Origin of the sequence: Streptomyces sp. DvalAA-43 (genome assembly GCF_900091725.1) — a bacterium.
Lineage (GTDB): Bacteria > Actinomycetota > Actinomycetes > Streptomycetales > Streptomycetaceae > Streptomyces > Streptomyces pulveraceus.
On record NZ_FMBW01000054.1, the window covers coordinates 242,793 to 267,211 of the forward strand.

The window sequence follows — 24,419 nt, forward strand, 5'->3', positions numbered from 1 at the left end:
TGATCCTGGCCCGTTGGTACACACTTTCACCAGCCCCTGTCCGAGAGGCACGGGTCACTATCCGAAGGACGGGTGTGTGACGGCTACCACGACATCGAGCGGCTTCCGAGGAAGATGGCGAAGCGAATGTGACAGCGCATGTCGTGAACATCCCGGCGGCTCCGTCTCAGAGCAGAACGCAGTCATCGTGTCTGTCCCGCACCAAGGAGACCCAGCGCGCCGATCCTGCGGATGGACAACGTCCTTATCGCCGTCGACGGCATCGAGGATGCCGTGGCCCGTCTGCACACCCACGGCGCCGAACTCGTCGGTGCGCCGGCGCAGTTCGAGGCCAGCAATCGACTCCGCTACGCCCGCGCCTGCGAGCTGAACCGGACCACCCGACATGTACGCATCCGCGAGCGCCTCAGCAGCAATCATCGGCAGATTCTCCGGGCGTCAGATCCTGCGCCAGACCTCCCGCCGGTTGATCGGGGCACTGACCTGACCTGCGGCGATCGAGCGGAGTAGTCGCGGTGTCGGTCATGTGTCGGGGCTGTCGGTCCGATGGCGGCGTCTTGTCGGTGGACCCTGGGAACTTTCCAGAGATCCCGCCGGGCATCCGTCCGGCGGGCGCACCGGACGTAAGGAATCACCATGACCACCGACATCACGATCATTGGCGCTGGGCTCGGAGGGCTGACTCTCGCCCGTGTCCTTCACGTTCACGGCATCCCGTCCACGGTCTACGAGGCCGAAACCTCTCCGACGGCCCGTATGCAGGGCGGCTTGCTCGACATCCACGACTACAACGGCCAGCTGGCCCTGCAGGCGGCAGGCCTGATCGACGCGTTCCGCGGCCTCATCCTGGAGGGCCGCCAGGCGATGCGTGTCCTCGACCGGGACGGGACCGTCCTGCTCGACAAGGCCGACGACGGCACGGGCGGACGTCCCGAGGTACAGCGCGGCGAACTGCGCCGGATCCTGCTCGACTCGCTCCCGGCCGGCACCGTCCGGTGGGGCCACAAGGTCAGCAGCACCCGTGCCCTCGGCGAGGGCCGCCACGAGGTGACGTTCACCGACGGCAGTACCACCGTCACCAGCCTGCTGGTCGGCGCGGATGGTGCATGGTCACGGGTTCGGCCGCTGCTCTCCACCGCCGCACCCGAGTACGCGGACACCTCGGTCGTCGAGACCTATCTGTTCCACGCCGACACCCGGCACCCGGCCGCCGCGAAAGCGGTCGGCGGCGGGTCGATGATCGTGCCTGCGCGGGGCAGGGAGATCTTCGCTCACAGGGAGAGCGGCGACACCCTGCACGCCTATGTGGGGCTGGCCAAGCCGCAGGAATGGTTCGACGCCATCGATTTCACCGATGCCGCCGCAGCCACTCAGCGGATCGCGAAGGAGTTCGATGACTGGGCGCCGGAACTCACCGCGCTGATTACCGAAAGTGACACCGTGCCGGTCCTGCGCCCCCGCTTTGCCCTGCCGACCGGGCACCGATGGGACCGGGTGCCGGGAGTGACCCTGCTCGGCGACGCGGCCCACCTCTCGGTCTCGAACGGCGAAGGCGCCAATCTGGCCATGTACGACGGCGCCGAGCTCGGTAAGGCCATCGCCGCGCACCCCGACGACGTCGAGCGCGCCCTCACCGTGTACGAGCAGATCATGTTCCCCCGCAGCACCGAAGCCGCCGCCGATGGCATGCAACTCAACGAGCTCCTCTTCGGCGACGACGCCCCCCACAGCCTGATTGCCGCCTTCATCGAGGACGAAGAGACCGCATGAGCACAGTTTCGTACGGCTGCTGACGCAGAGCCCGGCCCACGATCCGGACCGTCCGCCTCCCGGGCGCGAGTTCTCGGACCGGTTGTCTGATGCTCTCGATGACTCGGGCGAAGCTCTCCTCTCCATGGACCGCGCCAATCTGGCGTGAGCAGCGAACTAGCCCGCCGTCACGTCGGCCGGGGCGACCACGGCGGTGCCGCCGTGCATGAATCCCGCGAACATCACATACATGCCCGCGAGCAGGGCGAGGCCGTACAGGGACACCAGCCCGGGATCCTCACCGAAGTGGGCTCTCGTTCCCCACAGGCCGAGCAGCTGCTTTCTGATGGAAGATATCGGCGGATCAGCTGTAGAGGAGCGATGCCCCGAGCTAACACCTCGTGGACTGATGCGTGGTCCAGAAGACGCTGACTCGACATCTGCGGGAGAAGAGGGAAGAGGACGTGCTCGCACATCGTGAGGTGTATCGGGAAGTGCCACCGAAGGTCGAGTACCCCTTGGCGGAGCGCGGCATCTCGCACAATGAGGCTCTGGCCTCATCGGGGAATGGGGCATTGAACGCATGCGGCGAATCGGGTCCGGAGAAGGGAACCGTCGACGGTTCCGGGGCAGCCCAGCGATAGACGCGACCGAGCTCGATCGTAGGCCGGGAGATGTGCCCCCTCTGCGTACCAGGAAGAAAAGGAGATGGATCCCCGGTGGTGACACCTGGAGTGGCCACGCCGACCCCTGTGCCGGGCGCAGCTTGGATGCGGCATCATCATCCGATGCGGTGTTCGACCAAGTTCACCACCGGGGGCTCCCCGTCCCACCTCAACACACTGATCCCGGTGGAAAAGGCTCCTGGGGGCCCTACCGCACCGCGGATTTCGGCGGCGGCCCGTGCGCAGGCGCACCGGCTACGCGATGTGGCCCGATCCGACCGGCGACGGCTCACTGCGCGTGGCCGGTTCCAGAGAGGCGAGGCATGCCATCTCCTCCTCCGAGAGCCGCAGCCTGTCGGCGGCCATGTTCTGCGCGAGGTGGTCCGGATCACCGGTGCCCGGGATCGCCAGCACATGCGACCCCTGCTGCAAGGTCCAGGCCAGCCGTACCTGCGCCACGGACACCCCGTGCGCACGGGCGACGGTGCACACCGCCTCGCTGTCACGGGCAGCCGGCCCCGCCTCGCGCCCGGCACCGGCGATCGCGAAGAACGGCACGAAGGCGAGGCCGAGTTCACCACAGCGCCGTAGGAGAGCCTGGTTCTCGTTCGACGCACCTAGCCCGTACGGGTTCTGCACGCAGACGACCGGGGAGATGGCCATGGCCTCGGCCAGTTGCTCCGACGTGACGTTGGAAATGCCGAGGTGGCGGATGAGCCCGGCATCGCGCAGTTCCGCCAACGCGCCGAAGTGCTCGGCGATCGAGCCGGTCCGCCGACTCGGCGGCACGCGCAGGTTCACCACATCCAGGTGATCGCGGCCGAGTTGGCGCAGGTTCTCCTCGACCTGGTCGCGCAACTGCGCCGGGGTGGCCCACCACCACGCGCCCGAGGCATCGCGACCGGGCCAGACCTTGGTGGTGATGACCAGATCCTCCGGGTACGGCGCCAGCGCCCGGTTGATCAGCTCGTTGGCGGAGCGCGTCGCCGAGAAGTAGAACGCGGCGGTGTCGATGTGGTTCACACCGAGCTCGATCGCCTGCCGGAGCACGGCGATCGACCGCTCGCGGTCGCGCGGCACGCCGCGGTCGAAGGGCGCGGTGCCGGTCAGGCGCATCGCGCCGAACCCGACACGGTTGACGGTCAGGTCACCGAGTTGCCACGTATGCGTAGGTGTGGTTGCCGTGGTGTCCGTCTGTGGGCTCATAGAAGGGATCTCCTCTTGCAGGATGGAATGCGGAACTTGCCGGCTGGAATGTGGAACGGATGGGTGGCGCGGCACGTCAGGCGCCTGGCAGGTGAATACCTCGAAGCGGGGCCACCAGTACCCGGGTCAGATTGGACCCGGGTACGAAAAAAGCCTCCCCGGCGGACCTGAGTCCGCACCGAGAAGGCTCATGCGATGACTGGCATCCTAGCAGGTATGCCAGGGCGTCCGCCACCGAATCACCGGATGCGAGGGCTTCGCGGGCGGATCTCCCGGCGGCAGGGGGGCCAGGTGTGTCGGATGGGGGAGGGGGTGGTCATGATGGCACGGGCGCACGGGGCAGGGTGAACAGAACGCGGTCCAGGCTTGCCGCCGCAAAGACTCATGCCGAAGCGGAGGCCACACGGTCGGTCACCAAGGTTCGGCCTGACGGCATGGAACCCCTGGGTCGATGTGCACCTCACAAGGCGCTCCACATCACAGTGATCCCGCCGTGCCTCATCTGGCACGACTGGATTGCACCCTACCCGTCGTGAGGTCCCGTCCGGACCCTGAGAACCATGGGGGACACCGAAAGCACATCAGGTCCGGACAGTACCGACAATGCGTTTCGCGCCCTTCTTGAAGGTGCTACCGCTCCTCGTCCGCCCGCCCCACCCGACTGCCCGTTCTGCGACCTCCCGCAGGACCGATACGCCACCCACTACGAAGGCCACTGGGTTCTTCTCGAACCCCGCATCATCGTCCCCGCCCACACCGTGCCGCCGCGCCGACGCTGGATCATCACCTCGGACGGAGCCGCGATGAATCTGTGGGACGCCGAACCTCTTCCCGGTGCCCAGTGCCGGATCGCGCACCGGACCGTCTGCCCCTACCTCCAGCCGGACGACCCCTGGCCTTGGACCACCGCACTCCGACAGGAGAATGAACGGCGGGCGCTGCGCCTGTTCAACCTTCCTGAGGACTGGGGCCTCCCCGGCACAGGCTGATCGAGAGATCGGCTTCGGCCACTGTGTACGCCTGGGCGTGCCCCGCGCATCAAGAAGCCGCCCTCTCCGGCAACGATTAAGCTTCTTGTCTTGAATGTGAAATATGTCCATTCGAGTGAGAGGGGCAGCGCCATGAAGGCTGCGGTCGTGACGGACTTCTCCAAGCCGATGGCGATCCAGGAGCGTGAAATCCCGCGCCCCGATGTCCAGCAGGTCCTGGTCCGGATGGAGGCCAGTGGACTGTGCCACACCGATATCCACGCCGCTGCTGGTGACTGGCCGGTCAAGCCGAAGCCGCCGTTCGTTCCCGGCCATGAGGGGATCGGCATCGTCGAGGCCAAGGGAGAGCGAGTCGACCATGTGGAGATCGGTGACCGCGTGGCGATCGCTTGGCTCGGTCAGGCCTGCGGGCACTGCGATCACTGTGTTTCCGGCTGGGAGACCCTCTGCCTGAAGCAGGAGAACAGCGGCTACTCGGTCGACGGTTCCTTCTCCGAGTACGCCGTCGCACACGGTGACTACGTCGTCAAGGTTCCTGCCGGCATCGACCCGCTGGACGCCGCTCCGCTCACCTGCGCGGGTGTGACCACGTACAAGGCTGTCAAGGTCAGTGGAGCGGCCCCCGGCAAGCGGGCATTGATTTCAGGCATCGGCGGCCTGGGACACCTCGCCCTGCAGTACGCGCGGATCGCCGGAGCCGAGACGATCGCCGTCGATGTCACGGACGAGAAGCTTCAGCTCGCCCGCGACCTGGGAGCCGATCACGTCATCGACGCGCGCACCCAGGACGTCGTCGAGGAGACACACAAGGTGGGCGGCGCGGACGTCGCCATCGGCCTCGCCGTGTCGAACGCTTCCTTCCAGGCCGCGTACGGTTCCTTGCGTCGCGGAGGAACCCTCGTACTGGTCGCACTGCCTGCGGAGGGCAAGCTCGAACTCCCCGTCTTCGAGACGGTCCTGGAGGGCAAGCGCGTCATCGGATCCATCGTCGGAACCCGGGAGGACCTCGCGGAGGTCTTCCACCTGCATGCGCTCGGCCGCACACGCGTCATTCGGGAGCAGCGCGCGCTGGACCAGGTGAACGAATCGATCGCCGACATTCTGGCCGGTCGTGTGGCAGCCCGGATCGTGTTCGACTTCGTGGGCCGCCGGGCGGAACACTGATGCCGCTGACGGCCCCGAGGCCGACGCCCCGATCTCTGTGCCCTTGTCCTTCTCCGCCCGCCATTTCCCGCCGGGGATCGTCGTGGCGCAAGCCCCGTTCCTTGGCCTGGATCCACTGGTCGAGCGAGAGCGCGCACAGGCGCTGGAAAAGCTCCACCTTTGGCCGGTAGCGGCGGTAGAGACTGGCGATGCAGGCCCCCGGCGCGCGGCGATCGCCGCCACCGATGCATGCGCCCCGTCCGCGGCCAGGACCTTCCGTGTGAAGGCCTACCCGTTGCTTTGTTCATTTTCAGCGGTTCTGGTTCGACTTCCGGGCTCTGTCACTATTTTGGGGCAGCTGGGCATCGATCTTGTGTGATGGGTGGGGCTCGCGTCGCGGATGTTCTGTTGCCAGGTGTCGGGGTTCAGGTCGAGCGAGTGGCACTCACGGATACGGAGGTTCGACTGGCTGTGCGGTCGCAGGCCGCGTCGGCCGCATGTCCCGATTGCGGACGATGATCCTCAAGAGTGCACTGCTACTACCCGCGGGCTCTGGCGGATCGTCCGGTCGCAGGCAAGCGGGTACGACTGGAACCACGGGCCCGCCGACTCGTGTGCGGGAACGATCGACGCGACCGGCGGACGTTCGCCGGGCAGGTACCGAACCTGACCCGGCGCCACGCACGCCGCACGGATGCTCTCACTGCCCAGCTCACCGATCTGGCCCTGTTCCTGGGCGGCCGGGCAGGAGCACGCCTCTGCGAACGCATGGCCATCGGCACCCGCAAGGACACTCTGCTCCGGCTGATCCGCGCGCTGCCGCTCCCGTCCTCGGGCCCGGTCCCGCTTCTCGGCGTCGACGAGTTCGCCGTGCGACGCGGACGGAACTACGCGACGATCCTCATCGACATGTCCACCCACCGTCCGGTCGACGTTCTTGCCGATCGCGCCGCGAACACCTTCACGTCCTGGCTGCGAGATCATCCCGAGGTGCGGATGATCTGCCGCGACCGCGCCGGCTCCTTCCGCGACGGAGCCCGCGCGGGTGCTCCGCGGGCCCGGCAGGTGGCCGATGCCTGGCATCTGCTGCACAATCTGGCCGAAGCGGTCGAACGCGTCGTGGGCCGGCACCGCGCCGTACTGCGAGAAGGCCTCACGTCCTACGACGACCGGACCGAAGACGGCCAGACTCGGGAGAACCCGGGCCGCGCGGAGCTGGACATCCATGGACGGCCGCGGCCTCTGGTCGCCCGCACTTGTGAACGCCACCAACAGGTCCACGAACGCATCGAACGTGGCGACAGCCTCCGTGCCATCGCACGCGATCTCCACCTCAGCCGCGGCACGGTCAACCGCTTCGCACGGGCCGCCGACGCAACGGAACTCCTCCTCGCCGCCACCCACCGCCCCACGCTGATCGACGATTACCGCCTCTGTTTGCACCACCGCTGGATGGAGGGCTGCACCAACGCCTCCGCTCTTGCCCGGGAGATCCAGCAGCTCGGCAATCGCGGCGACGTCAACACCGTCCGCCGGCACTTGAAGCCCTACCGCAACGGAACGATCCCACAAACCGCCCCCTTGCCTCACATGACCGTCCGTCGGGTCACCGGCTGGATCACGAGACGCCCCGAGCACCTCACGGACACCGAGCGCAAATACCTCACCGAACTGTGCGAGCACAGTCCTGCGCTGGCCACGACCACCACATACGCTCGCCGTCTGGCACTCATGGTGAGTGAACGACGCAGCGAACACCTGGCCCTCGACGTCTGGACCGCCGATGTCCGCCTCGACGGCCAACGCGAACTCCGCACCCTGGCCAACGGCATGCGACGCGATCACGCAGCAATCCAGGCTGCCCTCACCACCACCTACACATCGGGAGCAGTCGAAGGAAACGTCACCAGGATCAAGCTGCTGAGGAGACAGATGTACGGCCGAGCCAACTTCGATCACCTACGACGCCGCATCCTGCTCCCACCGCGATCAACCAGCCGCCGCCACCCCCAAAACGGCGACAGAACCTGGAAGTTGAGCCAGAACCCACTGTCGTGTACGAAGCCAGTCACCGTCGACCCCGCCAAGGAACAGCGCCTGCACCGGGCGCTGGACCCCTACTTCACAGTCACTGTCACCGAACAGGTGGAGTACCCCATGGCCCTGGCCGGACTGGCCCTGGACTTGGTGGGGATGACACCGTGCGCACGCCACGTGAACCATGCAGACCTGAGCGATGACGGCTTCCTGCCCGACCAGGTCACTGTCTCTGTGCTGGCCACCGCCTACCAGCCCCGTCGACCACGAGTGGGCGCCTGCGCCTGCTGACCGACGAGCAGTGCGCACGCCTGGCGCCCTGTCTTCCCCGTAACGCCGGGAAGACAGGGCACCCGTTCGCCGACCACCGTCGCATCATCGACGGGATCATCTACCAGTACCGCGCCGGGCTCCCATGGAGAGATCTGCCCCGCGAGACGTTCGGCCCTTGGCAGACAGCGAGGCACAACAGCTACCAGCGCATGCCGAGGGTATCGAGTTCGGCCCGCCGTTCCGCATGGAGCTTGTCCGCCCGTTTACGCACGTTGTCCAGCCATGTGCCGAGCTTGACCACCACGGGCCCGCCAGCACCGTCCTGACGGTCTGTCGGGACCTCCACCGCCTCCAGCTCCTCAGCGTGCTTCCGGGGCACCCGAAGATGCCCCTCACGAGCGAGGAACCGCCGTGCGGCTGCCAGGTTGAGGGCCCACCTGTCGTCCTGCGTCCGTTTCACCGGCCGCGCGCCCTGGGATCTGGAAGTGCGCACCGCGAACGCGTCAAGCCGCCTCTTGCGGCCCTGTTTGCAGCTTCGTCGCCGCTGCAGGCGCCACCAAAGTTCGGTGGACAAGGGGGCGTGAACATGCTCGGGACGTTCGCGCGTGCGGGGGGGGGGTATCGGGGAAGGCGTGGTGGCGAAGTGCTGCCAGCCCTGGCAGGCGGTCACCGGCCATGCTCCGCGGGCAAGGTCCTGGCCGGCCAGGGGTGTGCACTACGGCGGCGTCGCCGCTGAGGCCGGCCGAAGCCGGGCCGGGCTGACCCGGCGGCGGCCGAGGCCTCGGCCGTACCGGTATCCGGGGGCGAGACGCCCATGCAGCCGCGCGGTTGCGCCTGGAGCCTCGGGCGCTCGCCGCGCGGGCCTGGTCCCCGACCTCGCCCGGCGCGTCCCGGAGGCAGGCGTGGGTCAGGTACCGGACGGGGTGTCAGGTCTGGTCCCGGACAGCGCGTCGGTGTAGATGCCCGTCATCGCGGTCACAGCCCGTCGGCGGTCCAGGGCCGGGTCCAGGCGGTGCTGGATGTTGATTCCCAGGGTGCCGCCGAGCAGCGCCGCCGCGACCGCCTCCGGGTCGGTGACGTGCGCACCGGTCGAGCGCAGGTGGTCGGCGTACAGGCCGCGGATCTTGGCGTACTCCTCGGCGTACGTCGTGCGCAGGGCCGACTCGCGGCTCGCCGCCTCGATCAGGAGTGTCGAGAAGATGTGCGCCTCGGGCCGGGACATCAGGGCGAAGTTCGCCTCGATCAGCGCCTCGATTCCGGCGTCCGGCCCGGCGACGGCCAGGCGCTCGCGCATGAAGTCCGTGCCCCATCGGAACGCTTCCTCGATCACCGCCTTCAGCAGCCCGTCCTTCGAGCCGAAGTGCCAGGCGACGGAGCCCCGGCTGATGCCGGAGCGCTCCGCCACGGCCTGGACGGACGCTGCGGCGGACCCGCCCTCGGCGGCGAGTTCCCACGCGGCGGCCACCAGCCGGCGCTGGGTCTCGGCGGAGATCTCCTGCTTGCGGGTCGCACCCACGCGGTGTCCTTCCCAACGTTGCGGCGGCCTGACACGGCCGATTCTGTCACGTCGGCCGAGCAGCGCCGGGCCGGCGAGCCCTTGCCTATGCTATCGGTCCAATTCTATGCTGAGCGTCCAATAACTAAGGAGGGTTCGTCATGGAACTGATCGACCTCACCAGGACGCTGGACCCCGCCGACCGCGAGCGGCTCCCCGAGCGGCTGCGCCCGCTCGCCCCGGTGATCGCGCCGGCCGTGGCCTACGCGCACCCGACGGGCGAGGGCCGAGAGCAGTTCGCCGCCGCCATGCACTGCAGCGTCGAGGACCTGCCCGACGGCGAGGGCTGGGGCGCGGAACTGCTCACCGACTTCAACTCCCACCTCGGCACCCACGTCGACGCCCCGCTGCACTACGGCTCGACCTGCGAAGGCAGGCCCGCCCGCACCATCACCGACATCGCCCTGGACGAGCTGTGGTGCGAGGCGCTCGTGCTGGACCTGCGCGACCGGTGCGAACCGGACGCCCCGATCACAGTCGAGGTGCTGGAGTCCGCCCTCGCCGACAACGGCGCCCCGGTCCCGGCCGGCGGAGCGGTCCTGCTGCGCACCGGCCAGGAGCGCTACGGGCTGTCCGACCCTGAGTTCTTCCGCTACCCGGGCATGAGCCGCGAGTCGACGCTGCTCCTGGCCGACCTCGGGGCCAAGGTCCTGGGCACCGACGCCGCGGGCTGGGACCTGAGCTTCCCCGTGATGGCGCGCAAGTTCCGCGACAGCGGCGACAACTCCGTGCTGTGGGATGGCCACCGGGCCGGCCGCGAGCGGGAGGTCTTCATCGTCCAGCAGCTGACGAACCTCGCCGCGCTGCCCCCGTCGGGGTTCCGGGTGGCGTTCTTCCCGATCAAGATCGCCCGCGCGAGCGCCGCCCCCGCCCGCGTCGTGGCCTTCGTCTGACCCCCGATCCCCGCCGACCGACCCCTGCACCCTGCTGAGGAGAGGAACCGACCATGAAACTCGCAACCGTGGAGTACGACCGCGCCGAGCGGACCGCGCTCGTACTCGACCAGGGCGAGCGCCTGCTGCTGCTCGACCGCGCCCACCGCCTGGTGACCGGCGAGCACGCCCCAGCGCTGACCACCATGCAGACGATCATCGACGGCGGCGAACCCGTGCGGCAGACCCTGGAGCGGCTCGCCGCACAGGCTCCGCCCGAAGCGGTCATCGCCGCATCCGAGTTGCGCTGGCTCTCCCCGTTGCCCAGGCCCGTACAGATCCGGGACTTCGGCAGTTTCATGGATCACTTCCGCAACGCCCGCTCCCGGATCCAGGGCATCCCGGCCGACCAGGTCGAACTGCCCGCCATCATGCTCGAACGCCCTCTGTACTACGTGACCAACCGGCTCTCCGTGACCGGCCACGACAGCGACATCCACTGGCCCGCGTACTCCTCCGTGCGGGACTACGAGCTGGAATTCGCCTGCGTGCTGGGCCGCGACGGCACGGACATCCCCGCAGCGGACGCTCCGTCGTACATCTTCGGCTACACGATCTTCAACGACTTCAGCGCCCGCGACACCCAGTTGGAGGAGATCGCCACCGGGCTGGGCCTGAGCAAGAGCAAGGACTTCACCGACTCGAACGTCCTGGGCCCGTGGATCGTCACCGCCGATGAGCTCGGCGACCCGTACCGGCTCACGATGACCGCCCGCATCAACGGCGAGGAGGTCAGCCGGGGCACGTCCGCCGACATGCACCACACCTTCGCCGACATGATCGCCTTCGCCTCCCAGTCGACCCGGCTGCATGCCGGAGAGGTTCTGTGCTCGGGCACCGTGCCCACCGGCTGCGGGCTGGAGCACGGCCGCTACCTGGAACCGGGCGACACCGTGGAACTCGAAGTCTCCGACCTCGGCGTGCTGCGCAACCGGGTGGTGTCATGAACCGCGAAGCACTCATCCTCGGCGTCGGCGCCACCCCCTTCGGCCGCCACCTCGACCGCAGTGCCGGCGACCTCGTCGGCCAGGCCGCACACGAGGCACTGCGCGACGCCGGACTCACCCCGGCCGACGTCGGCGCAGTCTTCCACGCCACGGTCAGCCAGAAGGCGATCGACGGCCAGCACATGATCCCCGGCCAGGTCGCCCTGCGCCCGCACGGGTTCGCCGGGGTACCCGTAGTGAATGTGGAGAACGCCTGCGCGGGCGGCGCCACGGCCCTGTGGCTGGCGATCGCCCACGTACGGGCGGGCCTGTCGGACGTCGCCCTGGCCCTCGGCGTGGACAAACTCGTCTGCGCCGATCCCGCCCAGGGGCTGGCGGTGTTCGACGGGGCCATGGACATCGCCCACCGCGAGGAGACCCTGGCCGCGCTCGCCGCCCTGACCGAACCTCTGCCGCCCGAATTGTCCGCGGATGGCGACCGGTCGGTGTTCACGGAGATCTATGCCTCCCTGGCCCGCGCCCACATGCAGCGCTTCGGAACCACCGAAGCCCACCTGGCCGCGGTCTCGGCGAAGAACCACGCCCACTCCGTCCACAACCCCCGGGCCCACTTCCGTCGGGCGTTCACCGCGCAGGAGATCCTGGCGGCTCGGCGGGTGGCGTGGCCGCTGACGGTGCCGATGTGCTCACCGGTCAGCGACGGGGCCGCCGCCGTCGTCGTGACGCGCGCCGACTTCACCCGTGACGAGTCGGCCGTGGCGGTACTGAGCAGTGTCCTGCTGTCGGGCACCGACCGGGCGGCGAACGACGCCGGGCGGCACATCGGCCGCCGGGCCGCGCTCGCCGCCTACGAGAAGGCCGGCGTCGGTCCGCAGGACGTCGACGTGGCGGAGGTCCATGACGCCACTGCCTTCGGCGAGATTCAGCAGGTGGAGAACCTGGGATTCTGTCCGATCGGCGACGGCGGCCCGTGGTCGGCATCGGGCGCCGGCGCGCTCGGTGGCACCGTTCCGGTGAACCCGTCCGGAGGACTCCAATCGCGCGGCCACCCGGTTTCCGCCACCGGACTGGCGCAGGTCTTCGAACTGGTCACGCAGCTGCGCGGCCGGGCGGGCGAGCGCCAGGTCCCCGACGCGCGGATCGCCATCGCCGAGAACGGCGGCGGCCTCTACGGAATCGAGGAGGCGGTGGCTGCCGTGACCATCCTGGGGAGGACCCGATGACGCCCGGCTACGCGGACCTGATCCTGTCGGCGCTGCGCCGGCGGCCCGAGCGCACCGCCTTCCGCTTCACCGGCGACGACGGGACAAAGCACACCTGGACCTACAGTGAGACTGCGGAACGGATCGAACGCACCGCGGCCGCGTTCGGACGACTGGGCCTCATGCCCGGCAACGGGCTCGCCCTGCTGTGCGGCCCGAACCCGCAGGCGTTCACCGTCATGGCCGCCGCCTGCCTGGCCGGACTGCGCTACACCGCCCTGCATCCGCTGGCCACCGCGGACACGGACCGGACCGTCCTGCGCGACAGCGCGTCCGACTGTCTGGTCGTGGACGACACCCGCTTCGCCGCCCGCGCCCGCCCCGACGGCACCAAGGCGATCTCCCTCGCCGAACTCGACCGCATCGCCGCAGACACACCCCCTGGTCCGAACGACCCGCGCGGCCCCGCGCTCTACCTCTTCTACACCGGCGGCACGACCGGCGAACCCAAGGGCGTGATGCTGCGCGACCGCTCACTGCTCGCCAACGCCTGGGCCTGCTCCACCTGGGCCTGGCCACCGGACACCCACTTCCTGATCACCACCCCCATGTCGCACGCCGCCGGGCTCCTCGTCGCCCCCGGCCTGCTCCACGGCGCCGGCTTCGAGCTCCACCCCTCCTTCGACCCGGACCACGTCATCGACGCGATCGAACGCGACGGCGTGAGCGCCACGTTCGTCGTTCCCACGATGCTGTACGCCCTGCTCGACCACCCCCGCCTCCTCGCAGCCGACATGTCGGGGCTGAACTGGGTCCTCTACGGCGCCGCACCCGCCGACCCCACCCGGCTCGCCCAGGCACACCGGCTCCTCGGCCCCGTGCTCAGCCAGCACTACGGCCAGGCCGAGGCCCCCAATGCCCTGACCGTCCTGGACCCGGCCCAGCACCGCGACGACCCGCACGTCCTGGGCAGCTGCGGCCGGCCGATGCCCGGCGTGGAGATCGCCCTGCTCGACCTGCACGGCCGGCACGTACCGGCAGGCGAGCCCGGCGAGCTGTGCGTCCGAGGACCGCTCGTGATGGACGGCTACTGGAACAAGCCCGAACAGACCGCAATCGCGCTCGACGGAGGCTGGCTGCACACCGGCGATGTCGCCCGCCAGGACGACACCGGCCTGATCACAATCATCGACCGGATCAAGGACACCATCATCACCGGCGGATTCAACGTCTACCCGCGCGAGGTCGAGGACGCCCTCGCGACACACCCGGCCGTCGCCGCCAGCGCCGTCTACGGCACCCCCGACCCGCACTGGGGCGAAGCCGTCACCGCCACCGTGGTCCTGCGCCCCGGACAGCAGGCCACCCCAGCCGATCTGACGGACCACGTCCGCGCCCGCAAGGGCGCACTCTGGGCCCCGAAACTGCTCCATCTCGCCGATTCGCTGCCCCTCACCGCCCTTGGCAAGATCGACAAGAAGAAACTCCGCAACCAGCCCTGAACAGGGCTCGGGCGCGCAACCCCCTCACTTCCTCAGATGACACACGGCCGGCGCCGAGCGCACCCTGGCGCGTGCTCCCGCGTCGGCCTCACGCTCGGTTTCTCCCATGGCCTTCGGAGATCGGCTGCCAACGGGCGGGAGATGACACACGGCCGGCGCCGAGCGCACCCTGGCGCGTGCTCCCGCGTCGGCCTCACGCTCGGTTTCTCCCATGGCCTTCGGAGATCGGCTGCCAACGGGCGGGCGAGACTGAGTTGGGCGTAGGCGGCGAGGATGAGCCAGGTCCACCGGTCGTCCGCTTCCGGGGCGCGGATCCTTGGGCAGGCCCAGCCGAGAGTCTGTTTGAACAGAGGGAGTCGCACAGGCATTCCGCGTCGGGGTCGAGGTTGTCGCGGGTGCCGGTCCCCGGAGCGGTCATCGGGCGCTGTTGGTTGTGGTGGTGAGGTCGGAGGCCAGGTGGACCGTGGTGGACCCTTCGTCGTGCAGCTGGACGGCGGTGGGCAGCAGCTGGTGCAGCTCACGTACGACGTGCAAGGGTACGACCCGGTCGCGGCCGGCGTTCTGTGCCTCCACGACGCTGAGCGGCACGTCGAACAGGACCGCCACGGGGGTGCGCTGCCAGTAGCGGGCGTGGGCCACCAGCCCGGCCCTGACGTGAGTCTGCAGGTTGGTGGAGTCGGCGATCGACGTCGAAGCCCTCGTCGGCGCCCTGCACCAAGCAACAGCCGAGAACCAACTCCTGCACCAGCAGCTGGCAGACCGTACGGCCGCGCTCCGCTCGCTGCCTTCTCAGCGTCAACCGCAGGCTCCCCGTCCAGAGGGCAGGCAACCCGAAGCCGAATTCGAGCGGTGAGGAACAGCCTCTGCCCGGGTGCTCCACTCACTGCGGCCACGCCAGACGCCTGGCGGGGCCGATGATCGTGCGGTCACGAAACCAAGGCCGCACACACCGAACGACTGCTTCCACGAGGCCTTGCGTGCGCTGCCAAGCTCGGCCTCGACGGGCGGCCGGCCCGTCGCCGCCCGCGACCGCCGGTCCTACGGGAGACCGGGAGCGCTTTTAGCGCACCAGGAGATCGATAGCGACCTTCAGCCGGTCGAGGTAGAACTCCCGTGATGCGGCTTGATGCTTGAGGCCGATCGATGCGCTGATCATCGTCTGTGCGACCAGGGGGGCCGCGTCCTGTCCTGACTCGACGGCGATTGCGTCTGTGATCAATTCCTCGAAACGTCGCGGTGTGGTTTCGACGATCTCTCCGAGGAGGCCGGGGTTGTCCTCGATGACCGCCGCGACGTCGCGCGTCAGCGGGCCGATGTAGCGGCCTGCCCACTGGTCGAACGCTTCAACGAGGCGCTCTGGAAGGGGGCATTCGGTCTCGGCCAGGACGTGTTCGACCGCTGTGATGTCCCGCTCCAGGGCCTGGGTGACCGCGGCACGGAACAGAGTCTCCTTCGAGGAGAAGAGAAAGTAGAGCCCGGGCCGGGAGATGTCCGCAGCCCGCGCCACTTCCTCCATCGAGGTCTTCCGGTAACCGAATCGCGCGAACGTGACCATCGCGGAGTCCAGAACCAGGGTCCGGCGATCGGTATCGGCGACTGTCGACGGCGGGTGGCCGATATCGGGACTACTCATGGAACGAGCATACGAGCGAGAGCCGGACTATACAAATCAAGTCTAGTACGTATAGTCGGTGCCATGACTCACGCACTCATCTCCACGCCCTTCGCTGCCTCCAGCACGGCGGACGAGGTGCTGCGAGGCGTCGATCTCGCCGGCGTCCGCGCGATCGTGACGGGAGCTTCTTCCGGACTCGGGATCGAGACAGCTCGTGTGTTGGCCGCTGCCGGGGCGGAAGTGACGCTCGCTGTCCGGAACACGACTGCGGGTGACGCCGTCGCTGAGACGATCGAGAAGTCGACCGAAGGGATCCGTCCCCGAGTCGTCCGGCTCGACCTTGCCGATAGGAGCTCCGTCACACGATTCGTCGACGCGTGGCGCGGCCCGCTTCACCTGCTGATCAACAACGCTGGCGTGGTCACCGGTGGCCTCGAACGGACGCATGAAGGCTGGGAACTGCAATTCGCGACAAACCATCTTGGCCACTTCGCCCTGGCCAGCGGCCTTCATGACGCCCTGGCTCTGGGAGCGGCCGACCGCGATGGAGCACGGATCGTCTCGGTCAGTTCGACGGCGCACATGCGTTCCGGCGTCAACTTCGACGACCTCCACTTCGAGCGTCGCAGCTACGACCCGCAGATCGCCTACGCCCAGTCGAAGACGGCGAACTCTCTCTTCGCCGTCGAGGCGACCCGTCTCTGGGCGTCCGACGGCATCGTCGCCAATGCGGTGAACCCCGGCGGTATCGCGACAGGACTGCAGCGGAACTTCACAACAGAACAGAAGGAGTCGCTCGCCGCGGCCGAGGCCGCCGGAGTCTTCACCTATAAGACGGTCGAGCAGGGGGCCGCAACCAGCATCGTCGCGGCCGTCGCCCCCGAGTTCGCTCACTCCGGAGGCCACTACCTCGACGATGCACAAGAGGCCTACACCGTGCCGGACGACGCCGACCTCGCGCAGCACTCGCATGGTGTCAAGGAATGGGCGCTCGATCCCGCCATCGCCAAGCGCCTCTGGACTGTCTCGACCGACCTGCTTCACGCCTGATCTCTCGACGTCGCGCAGATTCTCGCCGTTGCCGAGCTCGATAGATCAGAGGCCCCGGTCAGCCGTTCCTCAACACGCTGGACTTGACAGAGAAATCGTCGGTGGCGAGGTGGCGGTAGGTGTCCAGGCACACCCGCCAGCTGTCGGGGTAGCGGGCGGCGAAATCGGACTTGCCGCAGCCCGGCGTTCCGATCAGCGTGCACAGGGTGCCGGCGGTGAGGTTTAGGATGATCATGAGTCCTTCCGGCGCAAGCGGGCGGCCCCGGCCTGGTGGCCGGGGCCGTGATGTTCGGTGTTCGCGCCCTGGCGGGAAGAAGGAGTCTTCAGGCGTCGCCCTCGCGGGTGTTGCTGACGTATCCGATGGCGCTGGCGACGTAGCCGCTGTCCATGAGGCCGCCGGCGCCGTGGATCCGGTTCCGCAGCTCATCCAGCCGTTCCCAGGCGATCCTGAGTTGCTCGGTCAGCCACCTGGTGTCGTTGTCCGCAGCGGGATCGAGGCGGTTCTCGATCGTGGTCAGGCGGCCGGTGTCCGGGACACTCGCGGCAAGGTAGGCGTCGGCACGCAGGAGCTCCTCGGCGGTGAACTCTTTCCTCAGCCGTGGTTCCACTTCGGCCTTGAAGGTGCCGCCGTAGCGGGTCATGCCGCGGATGTCCACGGCCAGACAGGCGAGCTGCCAGTCGCTCCAGCCATCCTTGACGCTGTGCTCGCGGAACCTCATCGGCGGCCGCCCTTGCGCAGGGTGACCCAGGTGGTGACCAGGGCGGCGGCCACGCCGATCGCACGGTGGGCCGCCTCGTCCAGCTCCATCAGCGCGGTCCCGGGGCCGGAGGCGTCCTGGACGGCCTTGGGGTACTCGGTGCCCTCACCGCCGGCCTTGCGGACGACGGTGGCGTGCTTGATGCAGCCGCTCTTGCCTGCCTTGTTCGCGAGCCGGAGCAGCGGTTCGCGCCTGTCCAGGATTGCGTGGGTGATCGCGTTGATCGCGGCGCCCGTCAGCAGGGCGCTGGCGGGGACGCGGTATACGAGTGTGCGGGTGACGGCGAGGGTGTAGGCGAGTTGCACGGCGGTGTAGGACGCGACATTCCCTTGGGTTCCAGTAGGTGTCGTGCACTGTCGTGTCACTCCGGGCGGTGAACCGGTGCCCGACAGTTCCCGAACCGGTGTCGCGGACGTCGCAGTTGTTGCTGAGATGCGGCCGTGATGGAGAACAGGCAGCTGCGGCTGCGGCCCTTCTTGGTACGGTGCCTTCGGGGGACCGGTACTGGACGGTGCTGAACGAGGACGAGCTGGTCCCGGTCGCCGAGGTGGACGAGTTCCTGCGGCACGTGCGGTTCGGCCGGGACCAGGCCGAGACCACGACCTCAACGTACGCGGGCGCGATGAAGTTGTTCCTGACCTGGTGTGGTCACTCTGGCCGGGACTGGCGGGAGTGCGCTGGCCGACTCGGATCGTTCATGCTCTGGCTTCGGCATGCCCGGTTGGACGGCGGCACGGTCGTGGCCGGTCCGGGATGCCAGCCGGTGCGGGGCCCGCGTCGGGTTAACACGGTCTTGGCCGCGGTACAGCACCAGGTGGCCGTGGGAAACGCCCCGACGGCGGTGCTGGGCATGCTCTACGAGATGGCTGATCATCGTGACCTTCCTGTCGAGGTTCGGGGTGAGGCGGTCGGGCCCGGCTACTACGCCAGGGCCCGGCACCGGGCGGCGGTGCCGGACGAGCCGGTTGACCGCGTCAGCGACGAGGAGGTTCTGGCCCTGTTACGGGCCTGCCGGACAGCACGTGATCGGCTGATCGTGCTGCTCATGGCGCGGGCCGGGCTACGCCGTGGGGAAGCGGCGGGGCTGCGTCGCGAGGACATCCACTTCCTCGTCGATGCCAGGTATCTGGGGTGCTCGGTGCCGGGTTCGCACCTGCACGTGGTGCGCAGGGACAACGGCTCGGGTGCGTGGGCGAAGTCGCGGCGGTCACGGGCGGTGTCGGTGGACTTCCTGCTGGTGCAGGCGTTCGACCAGTACGCGGTCGAGCGTGCGAGGTGTGCGGAGGCGGTACTGGGCGACGTGGTGCTGGTGAACCTGGCCAGGCCACCGGTCGGTGCGCCGATGAAGCCGGGCGCGGTCAACGAGTTGCTCGTGCGGCTGTCGGCGCGGGCCAGGCTGGAGCGGGTCGCCCATCCGCACGCTTCGCGGCACGCCTTCGCCACCAATGTGGTCGAGGCCGGCGGAGCCATTGACGAGGTGCAGAAGCTCCTGGGCCACGCCTCGGTGATCAGCACCCAGGTATCTCCACCCTCGCCGCAGCGGGCTTCGGGCCGCGGTCGAGCGCGTGGGCTCGCTCATCGAGGAGGCGCGTCGGTGAACGGAGAGCGCGCTGGCACCGCCTGCGGACAGCGGACGGGATCCGGCGCAGGCCGAGCGCCTGTTCTCGCTGGTGCGTCCCGATTTCCTGGCGGGGCTGGGCTGGGACGAGGAGCTGCGGATCGCGCGGCCGTCGCCCGATCACCCTCTGATCGGCTACCGGTCCTGCGTCGTGCGGAACTGCGTCTCGCCCGCGCACATCGCCGGCGGGGCTCCGTTGTGTTCCACCTTCCGGAAGCGGTGGCTGGCCGGCGGGGAGCCTCTGGAAGAATTCCTGGCCACCGCGGTGCGGATCCTCACGGGCACGGACGGGTCCTGCACGGTGCCTGGCTGCGCTCGGGTCTGGAGGTCGTACGACACCCCGGTCTGCCTCAGTCACATGGAGCAGAAGTACCGCCTCGGCATCGGATCGATCGAGGAGTTCGTCGTCGATCCGCGTGTGAGGCCGAAGCTGGTGCTGGAGCCGTGCGGCGTGGCGGAGCTGCCGTAGTACTCCGAGCCGGGGAGAGCCCGGCGCATGGGGAAGGGCGGCAGCGGTTTCGAGAAGGGAAGGAGGCTGCAATGCCGAAAGACGCGCCGCTGAACAGCGGTGCTCCCGAGGCCCCGTTGGGGTCTCATCAGCGGGTATCGGGGATGCAGGCCAAGCTTCACCGTTGGGCGGTGGCCGGAGGCGGCCGCAGGTTCGACGATCTGTCGGGTCGCGAGCAACAAGGGAGCCCGAACCCCGGGCGTCGACGCCCTCACCGTCGTCAACGTCGAGCGGGAACTCGTCCTCCCGGCTACCTGGAGGACCTGCGCCACGTACTGAAGACGGGTGAATTCCGCCCGCTGCCGGTACGCGAACGCAAGATCCCCAAGCCCGGCGTGAGCGGGAAGGTGCGCAAGCTCGACATCCCGACCGTCTCCGACCGGGTGGTCCAGGCAGCTCTCAGCTGGTGCTGGAGCCGATATTCGAGGCCGATTTTCTGCCGGTCTCCTACGGATTCAGGCCCATGCGGCGCGCACACGACGCGATCGCCGAGATCCATCGCTACGGCACTAACGGCTATCGCTGGGTGCGGGACGCAGACATCGAGGCGTGCTTCGACTCTATCGACCACACGGCCCTGATGGACCGAGTGCGCGCGAGGGTCAAGGACAAGCGCGTGCTGCGGCTGGTCAAGGCGTTCCTCGAGGCCGGTGTCCTCACCGAGGGCGGCAGCCGCGAGGAGACCTTCACGGCACCCCGCAGGGCGGCATCCTCTCCCCGCTCCTGGCGAACATCGCTCTGTCCGTGCTCGACGAGCAGGTGATGGAGCCATGGAAGCCAGGCGGGCGGATGTCCACCAGAGGCAGACGGGCACACCACCGTCATCACGGCCGCCCGAACTGGCGCATCGTCCGCTACACGGACGACTTCGTCGTCCTGGTCGACGGCTGTCGCGACGATGTCGCCCGCCTGCGCGAGGACATCGCCGACGTTCTGCACCCTCTCGGGCTGCGGCTGTCACCGGCCAAAACCCAGATCGTGCACATGTCGGACGGGTTCGACTTCCTTGGGTTCCACATCCAGTGGCGCCGCAAGCGGGGTTCGAACAAGTGGTACGTCTACACCTTCATCGCCGAGAGGCCCATCCGGCAGCTGAAGGACAAGGTCCGTGCCCTGACGAACAGAACGTCGCAGCAGGACCCGGGGACCGTGCTGAAGAGGATCAACCAGATTCTGCGCGGCTGGGTCAACTACTTCAAGCACGCGGTATGCAAGACCACGCTGAAAACCCTGGACCACTTCGTATGGCGACGGGTGACCAACTGGTGGATGGTGCTGCACCGCTGGAGGTGGAAGGACGTACGCCGACGCTTCACTGACCGCAACGGCCGGTGGCACAAGCTCTCGGCGGACGGGATCGAACTGTTCCCCATGGTCTCGATCGCGGTCACCCGCTATCGCTATCGGGGCAACACGATCCCCAACCCCTGGACACTCAACCACGCTTGAACGGCAGAGACCGTGGAGAGCCCGGTGCGGTGAGAGCCGCACGCCGGGTTCGGCGAGCGGCACGGAGAAACGGACCGATGGCAACACCGGCACCGCGCTCCGTGCCGACTCAACAGTACGGGGTGTCGGCGGCGACGCGGTCGACCGGCAGCAGGGTGCCGTCGAGGATGACGAACGCCTTCGCCCGGATCGTCCTCATCGCCTCGGTCAGGGACGGGGCGAGGGCGGACAGGACCTCGACGGCTTCCCGTATGTAGCGGAAGACGGTTGCGATTCCGATGCCGAACCCGGCGGCGAGCTGGGCATAGGTGTCACCGCACCGCAGACGAGCCAGGGCGAGCAGGGCCTGGCGTGCAGCGGAGAGACGTCGCCACCGCGTCCCGATCTCCTGCCTCCTCACGGCCAGTTGCCCCGTCAGGAACCACCGAGTGCGGCTGGACAGACCGATCGAGGACGGATAGGCAAGCACACGAAGCTCCTGACGAACGTGGGTGATCTTGGTCGAGAACCCGTCTACCAGGAGCTTCGCCCTTGCGCAGGACCGTCCAACTCGCGGTCGGCGAGGCCAGCTTGGAAACGGCTCAGTTTCTGGGCCCTGCTCAAAGAAGAGATCGGCACCCGCATCTGGCCCGACCGGGCCACCGCCCGCGCTGAGGGCTTCGACTTCATCGAGACCTTCTATAACCGCCGCCGCCTGCGCAAGCACAAGGTCTTCGGCTACCTCACCCCGGCCGAAACCCGGCAACGACACCAACACGACCTCGCAGCATAGGCATCGAGTGTCCAAGATCACGGGGAAGCTTCAGCCCCGAGGTTGTCCCCGGCACGCTCCAGACCGTACGCCCGCCCGTACGCACGGGGTGTGACAAGCGACGCGAGCAGGGAGTCCTTCGCCGGACCCCGCAGCCCCCCGCGACGCCCACGCCAGGGCCCGCAGGACACCCACCTGCCACACTGCCGTGGCCGGACCGATGGCCCCAGTCGTCACAGCCGTACCCACGTAGCCGCCGGTGACCATACGGCTCCGCCTGCGCGGGTCATTGGCAAGTGGACCGCCGACCAGCTTCATCACGCCGGTGAGCGCGTCGCTCACCCCCTCGATCAGCCCCAGCGAGGCAGCAGAGCCATGCAGGGTGTCGGTTGTAAAGACACCGCGGCCAGGGCCCGCCGCAGCCTGCCGACATCGACCTGGCCCGCGGCCAGTGCGTCGTAGAGCCCACCGTGCCCGCGACGATGCTCGCCCACCAGCGACCGGATCGGACCGTCCGCACACAAAACGGCGTCCGCCAGCTCGAACAACGCATGCGCACGGCCATCGTTCTGAGTGCTGTGTGTTCCTTGGCCGGAGCACATGCTCGGCCGAAGGCCACCTGCACGCATGGCAGTTACCATTCCGAGTGATCAAGTACGACGAGTCGTTCGACCTCCGACGTTAAAGATCAAGTTAGGTGCGCCCGCTGAGCACAAATGGACGGAGCGTTGACTTCAGGATGGCTGAGTACCCACTACTGCCGCAGGATCGCAACTTGCTCGGCGAGATATGATTCCGCAGGAAGGGACCTTCCTGTGCTGCTCAATTGCACGAACGGAACGCCATCGTGCATCTTCAGTGGACCACCACCCTCATCAAGGTCGATAGCCTCCCAGCCGACATGGACGATCTCTCCCACGCGGAATCCTCCGAGAAGACAGCGACGAATGAGCTCTGCCCGCTGCTGTGCGACCTCCGATATTTGGCCGCGCCTGTCAGGTTGGACGACCTTGAGCACGTCCGCAGTGGCAAAGACAGCGTCCTCAGTCAGCAGGAGGACACCTAGATGCCAAGCCGAACCGACCCGGACAATGCGCCGCCCGCGCCAGCGCGAGTCCCGTTCTTCACCGAGCGCATTCTTCGGCGACTCTTCAAGATCCGCGCGCGCCTTATCGAGCAACCCAGCAAGCCGCGTCATTGCGGCCTCCCTTGGATGATCGCGTTTGACACGGGATCAGCGGTAACAAGCTGAATAATCGGCGCTGATGATGGCATCAAATCGCTCCTAGCCTCCATGACTGTCAGTTGAAGCTCGTCAAGGTGAAGGTCAAACTGTCCAGGATCGTACTGTACAACCCCAAGTTGTTCTCGGCGCCAATCCGATGAGCCCACTGTTCTTACGAATGCCCTGATCGCTCGCGAAGGCGTTGTCACGTTGTTGGGTGTGTGGGTGTCTGATGGTGTGTCGGGGCATGGTGAGGCCTGTGCTCAGGCCGTGGTGGACAGACCTGCGGTGCCGGTGACTTGCTCCCAGGTGGTGAAGCGGTGCTGTATCTCGGTGCGGTAGTCGGGGGCGGTCATGAGGTGGCGGCGGGGCCGGAAGTGCGGTGAGATACCGCTGAACGCGGACAGGAACCGCTGCGCCCCGCCGGCGGAGCGGAAGCCTTTCATCGCACGTTCACGCTGCCGGGTGGGCTGGTGGCTGTTCTCCGCCCGGTTGTTCAGCCCCTTGTGCGAGCGGTGGTCGACCGAGGGCATGACCTCGCGGTGGGCGGCGCCGTAGGAGCGGAGCTCGTCCGTGACGACCACCTGCGGCACCGTACGGGTCGTCTTCACCAGACGACGGAAGAATCGCCTGGCCGTGGTCTTGTCCCGCCGGTTCTGTACGAGGATGTCCAGCACCATGCCGTCCTGGTCGACAGCCCGCCAGAGGTACTTCTGCTCGCCGTTGATCTTGACGAAGATCTCGTCCAGGTACCACTTGTCACCAGGCCGGGCTGGCGGCGGCGCAGCGAATTGGCGTACTGCTGACCGAACTTCAGGCACCAGCGGCGGATGGTCTCGTAGGAGACGATCACGCCGCGCTCGAGCATCAGCTCCTCGAACTCACGGCGGAAGTGCAGCCACACGCAGTGGGAGATCACCTCGACCGGGTACCCCTGTACGACGGCGACGCGCTCGCCACGGACGACTCCCCCTCCACCATGATCAACCCGAAGATCATCCCACCCGCTCAGTCAACGTGACAGCACCTTCGGTGTCGCTCCACCCGGTTCCGACGCTGCCCATATACCGAAGCCCGCCTTCGGGTGCCTCTCCTACCAGCAGGGGGCCGCGCGTCCGGAACCCCGCCTCGGTGGCCTTGCGCTGCCCGTGCGTCCAGTCCGAGGCCGAGCATCCAGTTCAGCGCGAGCCACGCGGTCTGCAGGACGAGAACAGCACCGGGTGTCCCTCCCCTAACCCGTAGGCA

General features: G+C 68.1%; 22 protein-coding genes and 8 pseudogenes. 18 read left to right on the forward strand and 12 right to left on the reverse strand.

Annotation, left to right across the window (positions count from 1 at the left end; genetic code table 11):
• The first annotated feature begins 231 nt into the window (after window positions 1-231).
• The 3 genes from GA0115234_RS22925 to GA0115234_RS22935 all read left to right on the forward strand — a co-directional run bounded on the left by GA0115234_RS22925 (window position 232) and on the right by GA0115234_RS22935 (window position 2,393).
• A complete protein-coding gene (locus tag GA0115234_RS22925) occupies window positions 232-510 on the forward strand; it encodes a hypothetical protein (protein WP_093544682.1) in 279 nt (92 codons plus the stop codon).
• Between the two features lie 126 nt (window positions 511-636).
• Window positions 637-1,770: an FAD-dependent oxidoreductase gene (locus GA0115234_RS22930; RefSeq protein ID WP_093544684.1), complete on the forward strand. Its 1,134-nt coding sequence runs from the start codon at window positions 637-639 to the stop codon at window positions 1,768-1,770.
• Between the two features lie 443 nt (window positions 1,771-2,213).
• Window positions 2,214-2,393: a winged helix-turn-helix transcriptional regulator gene (locus GA0115234_RS22935; protein WP_370804547.1), complete on the forward strand. Its 180-nt coding sequence runs from the start codon at window positions 2,214-2,216 to the stop codon at window positions 2,391-2,393.
• Window positions 2,394-2,669: 276 nt separating this feature from the next.
• On the opposite strand, the gene GA0115234_RS22940 is transcribed toward GA0115234_RS22935, so the two are convergent.
• Complete coding sequence (locus GA0115234_RS22940; protein ID WP_093544687.1) at window positions 2,670-3,620, reverse strand: aldo/keto reductase; 951 nt, start codon at window positions 3,618-3,620, stop codon at window positions 2,670-2,672.
• Window positions 3,621-4,180: 560 nt separating this feature from the next.
• Between GA0115234_RS22940 and GA0115234_RS22945 the strand changes: the two genes are divergently transcribed.
• The 5 genes and pseudogenes from GA0115234_RS22945 to GA0115234_RS44390 all read left to right on the forward strand — a co-directional run bounded on the left by GA0115234_RS22945 (window position 4,181) and on the right by GA0115234_RS44390 (window position 8,388).
• The gene (locus GA0115234_RS22945) at window positions 4,181-4,609 is read left to right on the forward strand and encodes a DUF6083 domain-containing protein (protein ID WP_093544690.1); all 429 of its coding nucleotides are present in this window, start codon (window positions 4,181-4,183) and stop codon (window positions 4,607-4,609) included.
• 132 nt (window positions 4,610-4,741) lie between these two features.
• Entirely contained in the window at window positions 4,742-5,773 is a 1,032-nt protein-coding gene (gene adhP, locus GA0115234_RS22950; protein WP_093544693.1) for an alcohol dehydrogenase AdhP, read from the forward strand.
• A gap of 507 nt (window positions 5,774-6,280) precedes the next feature.
• Window positions 6,281-7,714: pseudogene (locus tag GA0115234_RS22960) on the forward strand (ISL3 family transposase); the annotation flags it as partial.
• 105 nt (window positions 7,715-7,819) lie between these two features.
• Window positions 7,820-8,080 (forward strand): annotated as a pseudogene (locus GA0115234_RS43555) (hypothetical protein); the annotation flags it as partial.
• Window positions 8,081-8,100: 20 nt separating this feature from the next.
• Entirely contained in the window at window positions 8,101-8,388 is a 288-nt protein-coding gene (locus tag GA0115234_RS44390; protein ID WP_370804548.1) for a transposase, read from the forward strand.
• Here the strand turns inward: GA0115234_RS44390 and GA0115234_RS44395 are convergent.
• Both GA0115234_RS44395 and GA0115234_RS22975 read right to left on the reverse strand, forming a co-directional pair.
• Window positions 8,331-8,732: pseudogene (locus tag GA0115234_RS44395) on the reverse strand (helicase associated domain-containing protein); the annotation flags it as partial. The gene GA0115234_RS44390 and the pseudogene GA0115234_RS44395 sit on opposite strands and share 58 nt — an antisense overlap.
• Before the next feature lie 237 nt (window positions 8,733-8,969).
• Complete coding sequence (locus GA0115234_RS22975; RefSeq protein WP_161275642.1) at window positions 8,970-9,578, reverse strand: TetR/AcrR family transcriptional regulator; 609 nt, start codon at window positions 9,576-9,578, stop codon at window positions 8,970-8,972.
• Between the two features lie 140 nt (window positions 9,579-9,718).
• On the opposite strand from GA0115234_RS22975, the gene GA0115234_RS22980 reads away from it, so the two are divergent.
• Genes GA0115234_RS22980 through GA0115234_RS22995 form a run of 4 tightly spaced genes read left to right on the forward strand, consistent with a single transcriptional unit; the run spans window position 9,719 to window position 14,200 of the window.
• Window positions 9,719-10,510 carry a cyclase family protein gene (locus tag GA0115234_RS22980; protein ID WP_093544704.1) on the forward strand — a complete coding sequence of 264 codons (792 nt, stop codon included), beginning with the start codon at window positions 9,719-9,721 and terminating at the stop codon, window positions 10,508-10,510.
• A 53-nt stretch (window positions 10,511-10,563) separates the two neighbouring features.
• The gene (locus GA0115234_RS22985; RefSeq protein ID WP_093544707.1) at window positions 10,564-11,496 is read left to right on the forward strand and encodes a fumarylacetoacetate hydrolase family protein; all 933 of its coding nucleotides are present in this window, start codon (window positions 10,564-10,566) and stop codon (window positions 11,494-11,496) included.
• Window positions 11,493-12,719, forward strand: coding sequence for a thiolase family protein (locus tag GA0115234_RS22990; protein WP_093544710.1), 1,227 nt, complete (start codon window positions 11,493-11,495; stop codon window positions 12,717-12,719). Before GA0115234_RS22985 ends, GA0115234_RS22990 begins: the two co-directional genes overlap by 4 nt.
• Window positions 12,716-14,200: an AMP-binding protein gene (locus GA0115234_RS22995; RefSeq protein ID WP_093544712.1), complete on the forward strand. Its 1,485-nt coding sequence runs from the start codon at window positions 12,716-12,718 to the stop codon at window positions 14,198-14,200. The genes GA0115234_RS22990 and GA0115234_RS22995 overlap by 4 nt, the downstream gene beginning before the upstream one ends.
• A gap of 414 nt (window positions 14,201-14,614) precedes the next feature.
• On the opposite strand, the pseudogene GA0115234_RS23005 reads toward GA0115234_RS22995, so the two are convergent.
• Window positions 14,615-14,896, reverse strand: a pseudogene (locus GA0115234_RS23005) (hypothetical protein); the annotation flags it as partial.
• 364 nt (window positions 14,897-15,260) lie between these two features.
• The gene (locus GA0115234_RS23010) at window positions 15,261-15,833 is read right to left on the reverse strand and encodes a TetR/AcrR family transcriptional regulator (RefSeq protein WP_093544721.1); all 573 of its coding nucleotides are present in this window, start codon (window positions 15,831-15,833) and stop codon (window positions 15,261-15,263) included.
• A gap of 63 nt (window positions 15,834-15,896) precedes the next feature.
• Between GA0115234_RS23010 and GA0115234_RS23015 the strand changes: the two genes are divergently transcribed.
• Window positions 15,897-16,865 carry an SDR family NAD(P)-dependent oxidoreductase gene (locus GA0115234_RS23015; RefSeq protein WP_093544724.1) on the forward strand — a complete coding sequence of 323 codons (969 nt, stop codon included), beginning with the start codon at window positions 15,897-15,899 and terminating at the stop codon, window positions 16,863-16,865.
• A 58-nt stretch (window positions 16,866-16,923) separates the two neighbouring features.
• Here the strand turns inward: GA0115234_RS23015 and GA0115234_RS42400 are convergent, their stop codons facing one another.
• The 3 genes from GA0115234_RS42400 to GA0115234_RS23025 form a co-directional block, all read right to left on the reverse strand.
• Window positions 16,924-17,100, reverse strand: a complete 177-nt coding sequence (locus GA0115234_RS42400; protein WP_161275643.1) for a hypothetical protein — start codon at window positions 17,098-17,100, stop codon at window positions 16,924-16,926.
• Window positions 17,101-17,188: 88 nt separating this feature from the next.
• Complete coding sequence (locus GA0115234_RS23020) at window positions 17,189-17,584, reverse strand: hypothetical protein (RefSeq protein WP_093544727.1); 396 nt, start codon at window positions 17,582-17,584, stop codon at window positions 17,189-17,191.
• Entirely contained in the window at window positions 17,581-17,928 is a 348-nt protein-coding gene (locus GA0115234_RS23025) for a hypothetical protein (protein WP_237541613.1), read from the reverse strand. Before GA0115234_RS23025 ends, GA0115234_RS23020 begins: the two co-directional genes overlap by 4 nt.
• Before the next feature lie 557 nt (window positions 17,929-18,485).
• Here GA0115234_RS23025 and GA0115234_RS44400 point away from each other — a divergent pair.
• From GA0115234_RS44400 to GA0115234_RS43580, 4 genes and pseudogenes are all read left to right on the forward strand, one after another.
• A pseudogene (locus tag GA0115234_RS44400) lies at window positions 18,486-19,082 on the forward strand (tyrosine-type recombinase/integrase); the annotation flags it as partial.
• Between the two features lie 211 nt (window positions 19,083-19,293).
• A complete protein-coding gene (locus GA0115234_RS23035; RefSeq protein ID WP_093544730.1) occupies window positions 19,294-19,710 on the forward strand; it encodes a hypothetical protein in 417 nt (138 codons plus the stop codon).
• 502 nt (window positions 19,711-20,212) lie between these two features.
• Window positions 20,213-20,512: a hypothetical protein gene (locus GA0115234_RS43575; protein ID WP_256088775.1), complete on the forward strand. Its 300-nt coding sequence runs from the start codon at window positions 20,213-20,215 to the stop codon at window positions 20,510-20,512.
• A complete protein-coding gene (locus GA0115234_RS43580) occupies window positions 20,488-21,198 on the forward strand; it encodes a group II intron maturase-specific domain-containing protein (RefSeq protein ID WP_343335952.1) in 711 nt (236 codons plus the stop codon). Before GA0115234_RS43575 ends, GA0115234_RS43580 begins: the two co-directional genes overlap by 25 nt.
• A gap of 115 nt (window positions 21,199-21,313) precedes the next feature.
• On the opposite strand, the pseudogene GA0115234_RS23045 reads toward GA0115234_RS43580, so the two are convergent.
• Window positions 21,314-21,667 (reverse strand): annotated as a pseudogene (locus GA0115234_RS23045) (transposase family protein); the annotation flags it as partial.
• Between the two features lie 18 nt (window positions 21,668-21,685).
• Between GA0115234_RS23045 and GA0115234_RS41865 the strand changes: the two are divergent.
• Window positions 21,686-21,970 carry an IS3 family transposase gene (locus GA0115234_RS41865; RefSeq protein ID WP_141718454.1) on the forward strand — a complete coding sequence of 95 codons (285 nt, stop codon included), beginning with the start codon at window positions 21,686-21,688 and terminating at the stop codon, window positions 21,968-21,970.
• Between the two features lie 371 nt (window positions 21,971-22,341).
• Here GA0115234_RS41865 and GA0115234_RS43585 read toward each other — a convergent pair.
• The 3 genes and pseudogenes from GA0115234_RS43585 to GA0115234_RS23065 all read right to left on the reverse strand — a co-directional run.
• Window positions 22,342-22,551, reverse strand: a pseudogene (locus GA0115234_RS43585) (hypothetical protein); the annotation flags it as partial.
• Between the two features lie 152 nt (window positions 22,552-22,703).
• Window positions 22,704-23,147 (reverse strand): glutaminase, encoded by a 444-nt coding sequence (locus GA0115234_RS23060; protein WP_093544733.1) that lies wholly within the window; start codon window positions 23,145-23,147, stop codon window positions 22,704-22,706.
• Between the two features lie 290 nt (window positions 23,148-23,437).
• A pseudogene (locus GA0115234_RS23065) lies at window positions 23,438-24,042 on the reverse strand (IS6 family transposase).
• Window positions 24,043-24,419: the final 377 nt, after the last annotated feature.

What these genes read in the sequence shown, in the direction of transcription:
- GA0115234_RS23020 (WP_093544727.1), bottom strand. Translation starts at nt 17,584, where the DNA reads ATGAGGTTCCGCGAGCACAGCGTCAAGGATGGCTGGAGCGACTGGCAG.
- GA0115234_RS22930 (WP_093544684.1), top strand. Translation starts at nt 637, where the DNA reads ATGACCACCGACATCACGATCATTGGCGCTGGGCTCGGAGGGCTGACT.
- GA0115234_RS22990 (WP_093544710.1), top strand. Translation starts at nt 11,493, where the DNA reads ATGAACCGCGAAGCACTCATCCTCGGCGTCGGCGCCACCCCCTTCGGC.
- GA0115234_RS23015 (WP_093544724.1), top strand. Translation starts at nt 15,897, where the DNA reads ATGACTCACGCACTCATCTCCACGCCCTTCGCTGCCTCCAGCACGGCG.
- GA0115234_RS22945 (WP_093544690.1), top strand. Translation starts at nt 4,181, where the DNA reads ATGGGGGACACCGAAAGCACATCAGGTCCGGACAGTACCGACAATGCG.
- GA0115234_RS22980 (WP_093544704.1), top strand. Translation starts at nt 9,719, where the DNA reads ATGGAACTGATCGACCTCACCAGGACGCTGGACCCCGCCGACCGCGAG.
- GA0115234_RS22940 (WP_093544687.1), bottom strand. Translation starts at nt 3,620, where the DNA reads ATGAGCCCACAGACGGACACCACGGCAACCACACCTACGCATACGTGG.
- GA0115234_RS22995 (WP_093544712.1), top strand. Translation starts at nt 12,716, where the DNA reads ATGACGCCCGGCTACGCGGACCTGATCCTGTCGGCGCTGCGCCGGCGG.
- adhP (WP_093544693.1), top strand. Translation starts at nt 4,742, where the DNA reads ATGAAGGCTGCGGTCGTGACGGACTTCTCCAAGCCGATGGCGATCCAG.
- GA0115234_RS42400 (WP_161275643.1), bottom strand. Translation starts at nt 17,100, where the DNA reads ATGATCATCCTAAACCTCACCGCCGGCACCCTGTGCACGCTGATCGGA.
- GA0115234_RS23060 (WP_093544733.1), bottom strand. Translation starts at nt 23,147, where the DNA reads ATGACGCGGCTTGCTGGGTTGCTCGATAAGGCGCGCGCGGATCTTGAA.
- GA0115234_RS22985 (WP_093544707.1), top strand. Translation starts at nt 10,564, where the DNA reads ATGAAACTCGCAACCGTGGAGTACGACCGCGCCGAGCGGACCGCGCTC.
- GA0115234_RS43575 (WP_256088775.1), top strand. Translation starts at nt 20,213, where the DNA reads ATGCGGCGCGCACACGACGCGATCGCCGAGATCCATCGCTACGGCACT.
- GA0115234_RS22925 (WP_093544682.1), top strand. Translation starts at nt 232, where the DNA reads ATGGACAACGTCCTTATCGCCGTCGACGGCATCGAGGATGCCGTGGCC.
- GA0115234_RS23010 (WP_093544721.1), bottom strand. Translation starts at nt 15,833, where the DNA reads ATGAGTAGTCCCGATATCGGCCACCCGCCGTCGACAGTCGCCGATACC.